This window comes from Mesomycoplasma dispar (assembly GCF_000941075.1).
GTDB lineage: Bacteria > Bacillota_I > Bacilli_A > Mycoplasmatales > Metamycoplasmataceae > Mesomycoplasma > Mesomycoplasma dispar.
Map to the genome: position 1 here is coordinate 128,627 of NZ_CP007229.1, position 16,158 is coordinate 144,784.

Annotated in this window: 11 protein-coding genes, 1 tRNA gene and 1 rRNA gene; all 13 read left to right on the forward strand. The window is 30.1% G+C overall.

The genetic code is table 4. From position 1 onward, the window contains the following. Nucleotides 1–54: 54 nt before the first annotated feature. Nucleotides 55–160 (forward strand): 5S ribosomal RNA (gene rrf, locus MDIS_RS00440). 27 nt (nucleotides 161–187) lie between these two features. Continuing rightward, nucleotides 188–1,066: a DNA-binding protein WhiA gene (whiA, locus tag MDIS_RS00445; protein ID WP_232034180.1), complete on the forward strand. Its 879-nt coding sequence runs from the start codon at nucleotides 188–190 to the stop codon at nucleotides 1,064–1,066. Between the two features lie 12 nt (nucleotides 1,067–1,078). Continuing rightward, nucleotides 1,079–1,882 carry an MAG0110 family membrane protein gene (locus MDIS_RS00450; protein WP_044635170.1) on the forward strand — a complete coding sequence of 268 codons (804 nt, stop codon included), beginning with the start codon at nucleotides 1,079–1,081 and terminating at the stop codon, nucleotides 1,880–1,882. Nucleotides 1,883–1,945: 63 nt separating this feature from the next. Then, entirely contained in the window at nucleotides 1,946–2,503 is a 558-nt protein-coding gene (locus MDIS_RS00455; protein WP_044635171.1) for an inorganic diphosphatase, read from the forward strand. A gap of 245 nt (nucleotides 2,504–2,748) precedes the next feature. After that, nucleotides 2,749–4,116 (forward strand): BMP family ABC transporter substrate-binding protein, encoded by a 1,368-nt coding sequence (locus tag MDIS_RS00460; RefSeq protein ID WP_044635172.1) that lies wholly within the window; start codon nucleotides 2,749–2,751, stop codon nucleotides 4,114–4,116. A gap of 115 nt (nucleotides 4,117–4,231) precedes the next feature. Beyond that, complete coding sequence (locus MDIS_RS00465; protein ID WP_044635173.1) at nucleotides 4,232–5,758, forward strand: ABC transporter ATP-binding protein; 1,527 nt, start codon at nucleotides 4,232–4,234, stop codon at nucleotides 5,756–5,758. Beyond that, the gene (locus tag MDIS_RS00470; protein ID WP_044635174.1) at nucleotides 5,751–7,463 is read left to right on the forward strand and encodes an ABC transporter permease; all 1,713 of its coding nucleotides are present in this window, start codon (nucleotides 5,751–5,753) and stop codon (nucleotides 7,461–7,463) included. The genes MDIS_RS00465 and MDIS_RS00470 overlap by 8 nt, the downstream gene beginning before the upstream one ends. After that, the gene (locus MDIS_RS00475) at nucleotides 7,463–8,374 is read left to right on the forward strand and encodes an ABC transporter permease (protein WP_044635175.1); all 912 of its coding nucleotides are present in this window, start codon (nucleotides 7,463–7,465) and stop codon (nucleotides 8,372–8,374) included. Before MDIS_RS00470 ends, MDIS_RS00475 begins: the two co-directional genes overlap by 1 nt. A 74-nt stretch (nucleotides 8,375–8,448) precedes the next feature. Then, nucleotides 8,449–9,003, forward strand: a complete 555-nt coding sequence (locus MDIS_RS00480) for a thymidine kinase (protein ID WP_044635176.1) — start codon at nucleotides 8,449–8,451, stop codon at nucleotides 9,001–9,003. 59 nt (nucleotides 9,004–9,062) lie between these two features. Beyond that, nucleotides 9,063–9,136 (forward strand) — tRNA-Gly (locus MDIS_RS00485). A 126-nt stretch (nucleotides 9,137–9,262) separates the two neighbouring features. Next, the gene (locus MDIS_RS00490) at nucleotides 9,263–9,532 is read left to right on the forward strand and encodes an HPr family phosphocarrier protein (RefSeq protein ID WP_044635177.1); all 270 of its coding nucleotides are present in this window, start codon (nucleotides 9,263–9,265) and stop codon (nucleotides 9,530–9,532) included. A gap of 242 nt (nucleotides 9,533–9,774) precedes the next feature. Continuing rightward, nucleotides 9,775–12,423, forward strand: a complete 2,649-nt coding sequence (locus tag MDIS_RS00495; protein ID WP_044635178.1) for a PTS transporter subunit IIABC — start codon at nucleotides 9,775–9,777, stop codon at nucleotides 12,421–12,423. Nucleotides 12,424–12,827: 404 nt separating this feature from the next. Next, nucleotides 12,828–16,121 (forward strand): exonuclease/endonuclease/phosphatase family protein, encoded by a 3,294-nt coding sequence (locus MDIS_RS00500; protein ID WP_129640131.1) that lies wholly within the window; start codon nucleotides 12,828–12,830, stop codon nucleotides 16,119–16,121. The last annotated feature ends 37 nt before the right edge of the window (nucleotides 16,122–16,158 follow it).

Consider the following 16,158-nt stretch of genomic DNA (forward strand, 5'->3'; position numbering starts at 1 on the left):
AAAAAAAAAAATATTTTTTACAAATTTATTTTTTTGTGATATAATATTAAACATAAGAGTAACAATAGCAAAAGGGATCACCTGATACCATTCCGAACTCAGTAGTTAAGCCTTTTTACGCCGAAGATACTAGAAATAGGAAAATAGGGAGTTACTCTTTTTTTATTATCTTGAAAAAAAGAAAACAGTGAAAAAAGATAAAAAAGAAATGACTTTTAGTCAAAAAACTAAACTCGAAATTCTTGCAAACCGTTTATCGCGCCAAAAATTTTATTCATTATTAAAAGGTTTAATTTTTAGCGCTTCAAAATTTGATGATCCAAATTTTTTTACCATTAGAATCAATAAAATTGAGATTTCAACAAAATTACGTGAAATTTTTACTTTTTATAAATTAGATTTTTCTAATTCTAAATTAAATAAAAATTGAATTTGTGTTGAAAAAAAATTATTAAAAATTGAAAAAACACCAAAAAATATCCAATATTTTTTTGCTGGGATTTTTATTGGTGGCGGTTCAATTTCGCCACTTGAATCAAAAACTTATCATTTAGAAATTTCTTTTTTGGAAAAAGAAAAATGTGAAAAAGTATTAAGTATTTTAAACCAAAATCAACTAGAATTTACTTTTCGGCAAATTTTTCATCGTAAGCGTTTTAAACTCTATTTAAAAAAAGTTAATGAAATTGTTTATTTTTTAATGGCAATTGGCGCGCTTGAGCAAGCAACGCGTCTAGAAATTTTAAGAATTGAACGTGATCATTATCTTAACGCGAATCGGATAACTAACTTTGATATAAAGAATGCTAAAAAAATAAGTGATTCTTCAGCCAATTTCATTAAAAAATGAAATTTAATTCAAGAAAATAAATTAGTTTCATTTTTTAGTGAAAAACAAATAACTTTTTTTCTTACAAGGAAGGAAAATCCCGAATTAAGTTTGCAAGAAATTTCCCAAATTTTAAAAAAGAAGTATAATATTAGTATAACAAAACCCGGTTTAAATTATTGACTTTCTAAAGTAGACAAGATATTAATTAAAAATTTATTAATAGAGAACAAATAGAGGAGGCAAAAAATGGAAAATAAGAAAATTACCTACAATGAACGTGATTTCAAGGCTTATAGTAGATCTACAATTTACATTCAAAAACAAACAAATAGATTGTTATCTTTTTCTTTACTTTGATTAGGTGTTGCAATACTTTTTATTGGTTTAATCACCTTTGCAATTTTGTCAATTGAACCACTTTTTAGTTTTTATCTCAGAATTGCGCTTTCAATTACATCAAATGCAGTAACAATTATTGCTTCTGTTTTGTTATTAATTGGAATAAATTGAGGAATATCGCATTATATTAGCAAGAGAGCATTAGCAGAAAAGCCATCAACATTTTTTTTATTTTTTCTTTTTTTAGTTTTTGTACTTGCAAATTCCTCTTTATTGCCAATGTTTTTTACCTTTCAAATATGACTTGGTAATTCTCACTACATAATGATTGCAATCGGTGGTGCTGGTGGATTAATGACTTTAATTGGTTTGCTTGGACATTTTAAAGTTATTAATTTTGGAAAAATTTTACCTTTACTAATGATTGGTTTTCTAATCGAACTTGCACTTGGAATTGCAACATATTTTATTTTCTCTTCAGTTTTAGAAGTTTTATATTCACTAACCGGAATTACTGTCACTTTAGGAATGATCGGGTATCAATTCTGACTAATCCGTAACCAATCAAGTCAAATTCTTGCTTTTTACGATGATGAAGCCGAAATCAAACGTGTTTTTATAAGAATTGCGATTTGAAACGCGCTAACTTTATATGTTTCATTTATCCGTTTAATTTTATTCATAATAAGACTTTTAAATTCAAGATTTTAAAATAAAATCAAAAAAATATTAGGAAAATAGTAATTTTTAAAATTTATTTAAAGGTTTTTACAAATGGATAAAAAAATAATTTTAGTTGATATTGAGATTAGCAAAGGTTCAAATATCAAATACGAACTTGATCCAAAAACGGGAAAATTAGTTGTTGATCGAATTTTACGTGGTGATTTCGTCTACCCCGCAAATTATGGCAGCATCCCAAAAACTTTAGATTGAGATGGCGATGCTCTTGATATTTTAGTTTATTCAAATCAAGAATTTCTTCCTGGTTCACAACTAAATGCTCGACTTTTAGGTGCCCTTGAAATGATTGATGATGGCGAAATTGATACAAAATTAATCGGTGTTCATCATGATGACTATCGTTTTGAACATATAAATTCACTTGATGATTTACCTCGCGAATGACTAGATTCAATTCATTACTTTTTTAGTAATTACAAAAATTGAAAAAGAATTGGCATTACTAAAGTTTCAAAATTTATTGACTTTAAAAAATCAGTTGAAGAATATCAAACTTGTTTAGAACTATTTGAAAAATACAAGAATCTAGCAAAATCTGATTTTTTGAAATTAATGCAAGAAAAATTTCCTGAAAAATACCAAAAATAAATTAAGAAAAAATTAATGTTCATCAAAAAAACCAAACAAAATTTAAATTTTGTTTGGTTTTTTTATTTTTTTGAAAATTAATTAAAAAAATGAAATTAATATCTATCCGTTAGCAAAAATTAATGGAATTTGAACTTTTTATGTTATAATAAGAGGCATAAAATATTCGTTAATTTATCAAAAAGTAATCAAAAAAGACCCATTTTAAGTAAATTTTTAAATAATTAGTCAAATTAGGAGAGGTTATGAAAAAAAAGATAAAATGAAATAAATTCCTCGGATTAGGATTGCTTTCCCCTGTTTGAGTTATGGGGATAGCAGCCGCTTGCGGGGAAAAAAGCGAAGAAGAGCAAAAACCTGGTAATGATCAAAAACAAACTCCTGGAACTGGAGACACACAAACTAAAAAAATCACTGATGTTTCAAAAATTTCAGGCGTAGTTGATTCACGTAAATCCGAAATTACCACTGCAAAAGCTGATGCAAGCAAACATTTTGCAATGAATATGGCAATTGTGACTGCTGATGGAACAGTTAATGATAATTCATTCAACCAATCAAGTTGAGAAGCGGTTCAGCAACTTTCAGCAATCACCGGTGGTGAAAAAACTTCAGTTGATAGTAAAACTTCTGAATTAGGCGCTAAATATAGCGCGCTAGTCAACACCAACAAAAATGTTTGACTTCTTTCTGGATTTCAACACGGTGATGAATTGGCAAAATGATTAGCTGAACCTGAAAACAAAACCGCTTTTACTAATAAAAAAATTCTTGTTATCGGTATTGATTGAGTTGATTTCAAAAAGGTAATTCCTGCTGGACATTTTATTAGTTTAACATACAAAACTGAAGAATCTGGATGACTTGCAGGGTATGCAAATGCTTCATTTATGGCAAAAAAATTCCCAAATGATGCAAATAAAAGATCAGCAATCACTGTAGGTGGTGGTGCTTTTGCTTCCGTAACCGATTTTATCGCTGGTTATTTAGCGGGAATTAAAGCATTTAATGACAAAAATCCAGATAAAAAAACAAAAATTACCGATAATGAAATCAAAATTAATGTTGGTTTTGAAGTTAATACAACTTCAAAAGAAACTCTTGAAGGACTTGCAAAAAAAGATTCACCAACAACATTGTTAGCAGTTGGCGGTCCGCTTACTGAAATTTTTTCAGATGCAATTGCAAGCCAATCAAATCGTTATCTAATTGGAGTTGACACTGACCAATCTTTAGTTTATACAAAAACTAAAAATAAATTTTTCACCTCAATTTTGAAAAATTTAGGTCGTTCAGTATTTACTGTTCTTAGCGATTTATATACTAAAAAATCAGATTCAAAAAATTTAGGTGGATTTGAATTGGGTAAAAAAAGTGCTACTGTAAAATTAGGATTTAAAGATAATTTCGTTGATGTTGCTGAAACTTCATTACAAGGTGAAGATAAAAATCACGCAACCGAAGCAATTTCAGAGGCTAAAAAAGAATTTGAAACAAAAACTAAATCAGTTTCTGCTGAACAAATTCGTTCAACACTAGGAATTCCAAGTATGGACGACAAACAGCAAGAAGAATTAAACAAACTTGTAACAGAAATTAACAAAACTTCATAGTTTAATTAAACCAATTTTCTTACAAATCGCTTCTCTTAAAATCTAAATTTAAAATTAGAAAAAATCCGGAATAAAATTTGTCCGGATTTTTCTTTTTTTGGTAATATTTATTAAAATGGCAAAACAAGATTATGCAATTGAATTTATTAATGTTTCCAAAAAATTTGGCAATTTTTATGCCAACCAAAAAATTGATTTTAAAGTAAAAAAGAACACAATTCACGCACTAATTGGCGAAAATGGTGCCGGAAAATCCACGCTTATGTCAACGCTTTTCGGAATTTATACCCCCGATGAAGGTCAAATTAAAATTAACGGAAAACAATCTTTTATTGATAACCCTAACCGTGCTGCCGATTTCGGAATCGGAATGGTACATCAGCATTTTAAATTAGTTGATGTTTATTCTAATTTTGAAAATATTATTTTAGGGCAAGAATTTAGTCGTTACGGAATTTTAAGCCGTGAAACGGCAAGACAAAAAATCAAAATTTTGCAAGAAAAGTACAATATTGACTTTGATTTAGACCAAAAAACTGGCGATGCTTCTGTTGTTATTAAGCAAAAGATTGAAATAATTAAAATTTTATACCGTGATTCCGATATTTTAATTTTTGATGAACCAACAGCAATTTTATCACCGCAGGAAATTGACTCTTTTTTAGAAATTTTGAAATTTTTTGTCAAAAATGGCAAAACTATCATTTTTATTTCACATAAATTATCAGAAATTAAAGAAGTTGCAAATTCTGCCACTGTTTTACGACACGGAAAAGTTGTAGCTGACTTTGAAAATCTCGAAAACATCACTATCGCCGAAATGACAGCCGCAATGGTCGGAAAAACTGTTGTTGTACCTAAAAATAATAGTGAAAATCAATTTTCGCAATTAGGACTTAAAGTTGAAGGTCTTTCTGCTAAAACTGATAAGCAAATAATTGATTTAAATCTTGAAATTCACAAAGGTGAAATTTTAGCAATTGCTGGAATTGAAGGAAATGGGCAATTAGAACTTGAACTTGCAATTTCAGGTTTGATTCACTCAACAGGAAAAATTATTGTCTATGATAAAGAAAATAAGGCAGTAGATCTTACTAATTTAGGAGTTTTATCGCGTTTTGGGCTAATTTCCTATGTCCCTAGTGATCGGCATAAGTATGCAATTGTTCTTGATTTGCCAAATTTAGATAATTCAATTATTCGAAACTTAAGAAATCAAAATTTTGTCGAAAAAACCTATATAAAATCCCGAAAAGTGCAAGAATTATATTCAAAAATTGTTGAAAATTTCGATGTTCGAGGCGATCTTATTGGTCGAAGAAATTCCCGTCTTTTATCAGGTGGAAACCAACAAAAGTTTGTTTTAGGTCGTGAAATTCTAACTCCACACGAAGTACTTTTGATTGTTCAGCCAACTCGCGGACTTGATATTGGTGCAATTAATTTAGTCCATCAAATAATTTTGGAACAAAAACAGAAAAATAAAGCAATTTTATTAATTTCTTATGAACTTGATGAAGTTTTAGCGCTTGCTGACACAATTTGCGTTCTTAACAAAGGGCAACTTTCAAAAAAATTCTTTCGAAATGAAATCGATCGGTATAAAATTGGTGAATTAATGGGGGGATTAAAAAATGATTAAAAAACTGCTTCACCCATTTCAATTTTTTTGAAAAAGAATTGATAAAATCAGTGCTAAAAGCTCATCGGAAAAAATTTTTTCAACCCTTTGAGCAATTCTTTTCGGAATTTTATTCTCTTTTATTTTCATTTGATCGTTTGGTTATGATCCTCTTAAAGTTTATCATACAATGATTATCAAAATTGCTTTTGCCAAAAATCAGATCCGAAACTTACTTTTAATTACGTCGATTTTTATTTTCGCAAGTATTGCAATTGCAATTCCTTTTAAAGCAGGTTTGCTTAACATCGGTGTTCCAGGTCAAATGATGATTTCTGGTGCGATTTCATTAATGATTTTTTTGAATTTAAAATCAATTGATATTTATTCTCGTCTACTTTTAGCCGCGTTTTTGGGAATTATCGCTAGCGCGGTTGTCGGTTTTTTGGTTGGTATTTTAAAATCGTTTTTAAAGATTAATGAAGTTATTTCCACTATCTTATTAAATTGAATTATTTTTTATATAATTAAATTTTTTCTCACTTCTACAAGTCTAAAAATTGGATTTAACTCAAATTCGCCACTTACAACTCAAAGTATAAGTGAAGTTAGTTTTTTAAGTTCGATATTTCTAACTAGAAATTTTGCAATTATTATGCTATTTTTAGGTTTGTTTTTTGCATTTTTAATATGATTTGTGATGCAAAAAACAACAATTGGATTACGAGTAAAAATTATTGGACAAAACAAAAATGTCGCAACATATGCAGGAATTAATAACAAAATTATGACCGTTTCAGTAATGACGCTATCAGGCGCAATTGCTGGAATTGCTGGTTTTGTTTGGTACATTTTTTATAAACGCTCGCTCACACTCAGTAGCGGCATGCCTCGCGAAGGTTTTGATGCAATTTTAGTTGCACTTTTAGCATTTAATTCACCTTTTGGCGTAATTCCGACTTCATTTTTTTATTCAGCAATATCAATTGGTGCTGGCGCACTGGAAAGTCATTCGATTTCATTAAATCAAGAAACTATGCAAATTGTAATCGGAATTATTATTTATTTATCGGCAATTTCGGTTATTTTTATTAATTTTAGACCAATAAGGTGAATGTTGAATTTTTGATTTTTATTGCGTTCGAAACAATTTTTTGGTTCAAAGATAAGAAAATCTAAAGTTTCACAGTTGAAAAAATCAAAATTTAGCATTTTGAATTTAATCGGTTTGAAAGAAATTGAAACGGAAAAAATCAAAACTCTTGACGATGAAATTACTTATTTTGAAAACAGACGAATCGAATATTTACACGTGTTTTTATACGATAAAATCAACATTTTTTCATTTTATCGGAATATTCAAAAAATAAATATTAAATTATATTTTTTGAAAAGACAGTCATTAAAAATAAAAAACGCTAACAATACTTTAGTTTGAAAAAAAATTAAACTAGATATTAAAAACGATTTTGGACTAGATTCTAATTTTAAAAACAAAAGTTTAGACGAAAAACTGGCTTTTTTCGAATTAGTTGCAGAAAAAAAGCGTGTTGCAAATCAAGAACTAAATTCATTGGGATATTATGATCTTAAAAATAATTTTACTGCATTTAAACAGCAGTTTATCGAACAACATTTGCAATTTCGGACTCTAAAATCGGAGATTATTAAAGATTTTAGATCTAGAAAAAAAATAAAATCTAAAAAGATTAAGGAGAAAAAATAATGACTTTAGATACAATTATTCCGATTTTAACGCTCTTTTTTCTCTTCTTTTCAATAATAACTACAGGTTCAATTGCTGGATTATATAGTGAAAAAACTGGAATTGTTAACATTGCAATTAACGGAATTATGATTATTGGCGCTACAACTTATGGACTTTTCTCGATTTTAATCGGGGTTTCGAATATGGCGATTCAATTACTACTTATCCCACTAGCAGCACTTTTTTCGGGTCTTTTTGCACTATTACATGGGTTTATCACGATAAAATTAAAAGGAAATCATATAATTTCTGGGGTGGCTCTTAATATTCTTGCCCCGGCAATCGCGTTTGTTTTGCTAAAAATTTACGGAAAAAGCAACCGTTTTGAATCAGTTGTTAATGAACTTGCTTTTGGACAAAACAAGGAATTTCTAAACATTTTTTCCCTTAAATTATTTATTGTAATTGGTTTAATCGTTCTCACTTGATTTGTTTTTTCAAAAACAAAATTAGGACTTAGAATTTCAGCAGTTGGTGAAAATCCACACGCTGCCGCGGCGGCAGGAATTAATGTTAATGGACTAAAATGGTTGGGAGTTTTCCTATCAGGAATAATCGCAGGGATTGCTGGCGCTTTTTATTTCCAATATGCAGGTTCATCATTTAGAGGCAATGTTCAGGGACTTGGATTTTTATCACTGACAATTTTGATTATGGGGCGTTGAAAGATTGTCTTTATTGTAATTTCTGGGCTAATTTTCCCGTTTTTATACACATTATCAGTAAATTTAGCAGGAAATTTCGGAGATTTCCTACCAATTGTTGAAGCCGCTCCTTATTTATTTACCATTATCATTCTCGCTCTTACTTCTAAAAAAGATTTAGCGCCAAAAGCGCTCGGGATTCCTTATGATAAATCACTAAAATAGATTTACTTATTATTTATTATTTATAAAATATGATAATAGACCGTTTTAATTTATCGCACTCGGAGATTTTTATTATGTATAAAAAATTTTTTGATGGTATTATCGAAGTAATCACAGGTCCAATGTTTTCTGGTAAATCTGATGAATTAATTAAGCGAATCAGAATTTTAAGCTACGCTGATATTAAAACTTTAGTAATAAAACCTTGAATCGATAGTCGTTTTTCCGAGTGCGAAATTGTTTCGCGTTCAGGACTTCGTATTCCCACTTTTACCGCCAAAACAACAGAAGAAATTAAAAATTTATTTGCCAAAGATAATTACCAAGCAATTGCAATCGACGAGATTCAATTTTTCGACGAAGATATTGTTCTTTTTCTTGATGAAATTGCCAACAAAGGAGTTAGAGTGATTGTTTCTGGTCTTGATCAGGATTTTCGCCGTAAACCGTTTGGTAGTTTACCAAATTTAATGGCGATGGCCGAAAATGTCACTAAATTACAAGCAGTTTGCGCACTTTGTAAACGCGCAGCGACAACTTCAGCCCGCAGAGTAAAAATCGATGCCCAAACTTTAATCGGCGATCAAGCCGAATACGAAGCAAGATGTCGCGCTTGCCATAATTTATAATTTTTTTTTTTTTTTAGTTAAAAAAATTATTTGTTATGGTATAATATCTTTTTGGTAGTGCAAGTGTAGTTTAATGGCAGAACTTCAGCCTTCCAAGCTGACTGTGAGGGTTCGATTCCCTTCACTTGCTCCATATCTTTTTGACCACTTTATACACTCAAAGGAAGCGTTTAAAGACGCTTTTTTTTAAAAAATAACATACAATTTCCGTAAAAATAGTATAAAATTATACTGTCATTTTAAATCCAAAAGGAGAACAATGGTAACATTTTCTGGAACAGTAATTGACAAATTAGGTTTTCATGCCCGTCCTGCTTCAAAAGTTGCAAAGTTAGCTGCTGAATTCAAATCTGAAGTTAAAATTTTCACTGGTGAAAAATCAGGTAATGCAAAGTCAATAATGAACATAATGGCATTAGGAATAAAATCTGGTGCCGATTTTCGTTTCGAGATAACTGGTGAAGACGAAAACGAAGCCGCTAAAGCAATCAAAGACTTGATAATTGCTGAAAAATTAATTCTCGAATAATTTTATATCTCATTAATTAACTCAAAAACCCGTATTTTACGGGTTTTTTATTTTTTGATAACAAAATTTCACCATAATTTGAAAAATTATAAAAAAATATAGTTTTTTAATTATTTATCTTCAACTTCTTTAAATTATTGTAAAATTTAATTAATTAACTGGTTTTTTGCAATCGATGCAAACAAATTAAGTTAATTATTTTTATTTATAAAAACACAAAAAAACAAAAGAAAGGAGAAAAAATGTCTATTTCACTTAAATCAATTTTTAGTGAAAAGCAGAAAAAAAGCGCCAATAACTCTGGTGCGAGCAAAATGCGTAAAATTTTGTCAAAATTATCTGGCGCATTCATGCTCCCCATCTCGGTAATGTCGATTGCTGGATTGCTTTTAGGAATTGGTGCTGCAATCGCTAATAATGCCGAATCTTATGATGTAGTAAAAGGTATTACTGAAGTAAACATTCACCTAAAAAGATTTGGGTCATTCATCCAAATGCTCGGTGAACCAGTTTTTGCAGCGCTTCCACTTTTATTTGCTGCCGCTTTCGTCATCGCTTTCACCGACGAGGCTGGTGTTGCTGTTTTTTCTGCAATAATTGGCTTTCTTGTCTTTATTGCAATTCAGTCAGTTTTCATTTCTGATGTTGAAAATGATACTGTCAAGAAAGTTGTTGAAAAAGTTATTGACACTAAAAGTCTTGGGATTGACGAAAAAAAAGACTTGACCGCTGAAATTATCAAAAAAATTCTTGATGCTAAAAAAAATGAAATTAGTACAGAATTAATAAAAAAAGTAAAAGAAACAAAAGGTGTCCAAATTTTATTTAGTGGGGCTGGACGAGATCCAGAAGGATTGTCTAGACTTGTTGGTAGTTCACTAGGATTTAGATCATTGCAAACTTCCGTTTTTGGTGGAATCGCGGTCGGACTTACCGTTCAATTTTTATATAACCGTTTCCACACAATTCAATTACCACAAATGATTTCATTCTTTGGTGGAAAACGTTTTGTCTCACTTATTACAATTCCAGCAATGGCACTTTTAGCCTTTGTTTTCTTAATTTTTTGACCTTGAGTGGGAATAGCTTTAAACCTTTTTGGGGCTTCGCTAGCAAAAGTTCCTTTTGGAATTGAATCATTTATTTTTGGTTACATTGAAAGATCACTAATTCCTTTTGGACTTCACCATGTTTTCTACGCACCACTTTGATATTCACAAGCTGGTGGAGATGCAGGAGCAACAATAACAGAATGAGCGCTGAAAGAAGGAATCGAAGTTGTTTCTAAAGGTGCTGGTGACTTTGAAGTTGTTAAAAAAGCAGGAGCAATAAACCCAATAGAACCAGGCGAATCACTTAAAACATTACTAATTGACATTGCCAAAAATAAAGATAAATTTGTTGGTGATTCAACCGCTTCAACTTACCTCCTAAGATTTGCAAACACAATCGATTATACAAAAGATGGGAAAGAATTTTCAATTCCACTCTTTAAATTTTTAGAAAATAACGGCTTTAAAGTTGGAAGATTCGCTGATGGTAAATTCTCCGGAATGATGTTCGGGCTTCCCGCAGCGGCAGCCGCAATGATTATGGCAGCGCCAAAAGAAAACCGTAAAGTTGCATCTGGAACTGTAATTCCCGCAGCGGCAACTTCTTTTGTAACTGGTGTTACTGAACCAATTGAATTTACCTTCTTATTCTTATCTCCATTGCTTTTCTGAGGATTTCACGCATTAATGATGGCGTTTTCCTTTATGTTTGCAAACTTAGCTGGAGTTCATGTGCCAATGGTTTTCTCAGGTGGAGTTCTCGACTTATTAATTTATGGGGCAATTCCAGTTCAAAAAGGAACTAATTTCTGGTGAGTTTTAGTAGTTGGACTTGCTTATGCACCAATTTATTACTTTGTTTTCCTTTTCTTTATCAAATGAAAAAATCTTGAAACTCCAGGAAGAGGGGAAAACACAAAATTATTCACCAAATCCGACTATTTAGCACGTAAAGACCAATCAAAAGGCAAAAATGTTGATCCCCAAGTACTTGCAATTGTTCAGGGTTATGGCGGAATTGACAATATCACAATTTTCAATAATTGTGCATCTCGACTTCGTTACGATGTTAAAGATTTATCACTTGTTGATGAACAAAAACTAAAATCAGCTGGCGTTGTTGCAATTAAAGTTGAAGGACAACATCACGTACAAGCAATTTTAGGTCCAATCGCCGAACAAATGAATGCAAAAATTAACTCACAACGTGAGCTAATTAAATCGCTTTCTGAATCAGAAATCAACGAAATTCTCCAAAATAAGCCAAAAAAGGTTCAAATTAGTGTTGAAAATCAATGTAATTGTGGTGAAACTTGTGATTGCAACACACCACACGAAGTTTTTGCACCTGCAACTGGAGAACTAATCGAACTTGCACAGGTTAACGATGGAGTATTTTCTGAGTCTAAATTAGGACAAGGTTTTGCTATTCGTATTGGAAAAGCTGGAAAAAAAGATATTTTTTCACCAATTACTGGACAAGTACGGATGGTTTTTGCCACAAAACACGCACTTGGATTTTCATCACTTGATGGAAAAACACAAATTTTAATGCATATTGGAGTAGATACTGTTGAACTTGAGGGTCACGGAATTGAAGTTTTTGTTGATGCAGGACAAGAAATTCAGGCTGGGGATAAAGTTGCAACTGTTGACCTTGATTATTTAACAAATTCTGGAATTACAAACACAGATGTCATCGTTGTTGTCCTTCATGAGTCAAAACAAAAAGATTTTAAATTCGCTATCGAGCCACAAAGAATTGATTTCTTACCACTTTTAGTTGGTAAAAGCGAAAATTCTTCCATTGATTCAAAAACTAACAACGAAAACAATTAGGAAAAAATAGAAATTTCCTATTAAAACCAAGCAAATTAACTAGAAAATTTTTAATAAAATTATCTTTTCAACACCGTTAGAATTTTGCTTCTAACGGTTTTTTTTTTTTTTTTTAAAAAAAAAAAAAAAATCTCCTTTAAAAAATTTAGAACAATTACTAATTAAAGTTAAATATTTTTAGTTTTTCTTGCAAAAAAAAGTAAAATTTTAGTAAAAATACTATGACTTTTCATCATCTTTGAATAAATATGAAAAATTTTAAAAAATTTTTCAACAAAAATTCGAAAAAAAAGTAAAATTATCTAAAAAAGTATTTTATACGAATTTATTTTTTGAAGTTTTTGTGACACTTTCTAGTTAAATCAGCTCTAAAAAACAACTATTTTAATTATTTAAATACAAAAATGTCCCTGAAATCACCAATTAATAAAAAAGTTCGGAAGAGTATTCTAACTTCAGTTTTGTTGTCTAGTCTCATTTTAAGTCCAATCTTATTATCAACAACCAAAAATGTTGAAAAACACCAAAATTTCATAGAAAAAACTTCAAAAAATCCCCAAATTATCAACTTTGATTTAAACTCTAACCAAATCTTTTTTGACTCAAACAATAACATTAAAATTTTTAATACTAAAAAAATTTTTAACCAAGAAGAAATAAAAAATTCACCAACCGTTTTTGAACCATTGAAAATAAAAACTGATGATAAAAATAAACAAAAAATTAAACCTGGCTTTCTAAAACCTGGTCCAATTCAGTGGAATTATAAATCTCAACCAAAAAAACCTGGTTATAATTATCTTTATGACAAAATTGTTCATCCTGGAAGATATTGAAATCGTGTTACAGGAAACCCTGAACAGATTGTGCAAAATGTACGAATTGGTTATTGAAATTTAGTTAATTTCGAACAGAAACAACAATCAGTCGATAATTTAGCAAAAATAATTCTAGAATCACAGTCGGCAATAATGGGGCTTTCAGACCAAAAAGTTTCTGATTTTGATAGTGACCAAATTCTTGTAAAACTGAACAGTGAAAAAGAAAAGTGGGAAAAATTAAACTTTGAAGATAACAAAAATAAACTGGATGAAACAAAAAAATACAGTATTTTCTATAAAAAAAATGAATTGAGTCTTACTGGAAAACATTTAAAAAAGGGAGATTCAAACCCTTTTTTAGTTTCTGATCAAGAAATTAATGGCACTTTTCCAATCGCTGTTGGCTTTAAAGCAGTCAACAATAACAAAGAATTTTTGGTAATTATGGGAAATTTTATGAAAAATTCCGATAATTCACAGCAAAATTCTAAAGTCAACGAAGAAGAAAAAATAACTGAAAAATCTCAAGAAGAAAATTCAGAAACTGAAGAAAAAACAATTTCAAAAAAAGTTGAAAAACAAAAAGAAAAAACTAATTACATTGAAAGTCCCGTTTATTTTAATGATTCAGATAACGATCATCAGAATTTTGATATAAAAAGTTTGAATTTTTTCTATAAAAAGTCTAATTTTAACGAATCTTTAGAACAAAAAATCCCGAATTTTAATGATCTAACAATACAAAGATCAAAAGTAAAATCTGAAAAACAATTAAATGAAATAATTGATGAATTTAAGAACAAATCGGGAATTAATGAAGTGATTTTCCTAACTTCACGTAGTGAAAATGAAAAATTAGGAAAGGGTCTTGGCGGTTCCGAATATAGTTCTTTAATTTCTAAAGTTAACTCTAAAGTAAACGGAATGTTAACTAGCACTAAAAATATGGTGAAAACTGTTGCTGATAAACAAATTAACCTTGGTTTTCCAATGCTAATTGATGTTCAAACTGGGCTTTATTCTGAAGATAAAATTAGCTTAACATCGGAGGAAGTTGCACTTAAAAAACTAAAAAAACTGCCAAAAGATGAATGAGATGAAATTAGAACTGAAAATAAAGGCGAAGATAAAAAGTTAAATAATTTACAAGTTGAAACCGAACCTGAAATTAGTCCTGTACCTGAAAACGACTCAGAAAATAAACCTGAAACTGATCACAAAAATCCTTTAAAAAAACCAGAAGTAGAGCAACCACAATCTCAGAATATTCCGCCTATTATAGAAGAAACCGAACCGAAAAAAAATGAAGAAGAATCAAAAGAAAAAGTTGTTCCACCACCAACTCCTGAAAATAGTGAAAAAACTGAAAAGTCTAATTTAGTGCGTTTTGGTTTCTGAAATATTGATAAATTTACTTTCGGAAGTAAAACTAATAAAAAAAGCGAAAATGACTTAAGCGAAAATTCTAGCCTTAACTTAATTTCCGAAGTTATTAAAAAAATGGATTCAACTATTGTTGGTTTAGTTATCAAGGATGGTAGCACAAAACAAAATGTTGAAAGTGCCGCTGGTGCAATCGTTAAAAAATTAGATGAAATTAAAAATAATCTAGAAAATAATGGCAGCTCTCAAACGTTAAGTCAACCAGTTTCAGATGTTGAAACAATTGAACAAACTAATTCAACAACTAGATGAAAATATAAATTATACGAGGAAAATGAAACCGCTAATTCAGCAACACAAGTTGATGAAAACCTTGCTGATGAGTCTGATGAAAATCAAGAAAATAGTGCTTCTGGGACAAAAAGATCGTCTAGAAGAAGTACAAGAAAAAGTTATAATTCTTCAAGAAGTTCGACTGGAAAACAAAAAGAGAAAAAATGATCAAGTAAACGCGCATTCCTTTTCTTGTTTGATTCTTCAATTTGAGAACTAATTTCAGATGGTCAAACTACTAAAAATAATCCATTCATTGTAGCGAATGAATCCATTGAAAATACAAACAGAAAATGGGTAAACAAACCAGTTGGCATTAAATTAAAGCTAAAAGGCCAAAACAACGATGAAAAGAAAATTAATTTTGTTTTGGGTAGTTTTGATAGTGATGGTAACCAAAATGAAAAAAATCACTACGATGATTTTGATTCATCAAGTGGTCAAAGTTCAAAATCAAAAAGAAAAAGAGGACGTGGACGTTCTAATTCTAATTCAGAAGTTGATCTAAATAGTGAATCATCTAATTCGGTATCTAGTTCAGCAGAAACTTCTCCTAAATCTCAAAAAATAGATTTATCTAAATTTCCAAGTCAGGGTGAACAAGAAATAACCGAAGCACACGGACTAAAAAGCGTACTTGAAAAAGTAAAAAGTGAATCTAAAATTGAAAATATTTTATTTGCTGGGACAACAAATATTAAAGAAAAAAGTTTTGCAAACGCGTTTGATGACCTTTTAAAATCATATTCTCAACTTCTTACAACCAAAAACCCGACAAAAATCCATAAAAATAAAGGTTATGTTGATCCAATGAATAGCGTGTTTTACGATGGCAAATGAAAACCTAATCTTGCAGAACGAGTTGACTGGCTAAATTTAGAAAACTATACAAAAGGATCCGATTTTGGTCCAAAGGAAGAGGGATCATTAAAAAAAGCATTTGATGAATTCAGCGAATCTAGCGGGAGCACGCGAGGAAATCGAAAAACTTCTGAAAGCAATTCTAAAAATTGGTCTGTTGTTGAAAAAATTTCCAATCATGCACCCGTTACAGTTCAAATTGACTTTGAAAAAAATTTTAATAATAAAGAGGAACTAAAAAAACAAGTTGAAGAAAATGAAAAATTAACAACAGAATCCGATATGAGTGTTTTAACATAACAAATCAAAATTATCTCCAAAATCCCAGTTTGAACTA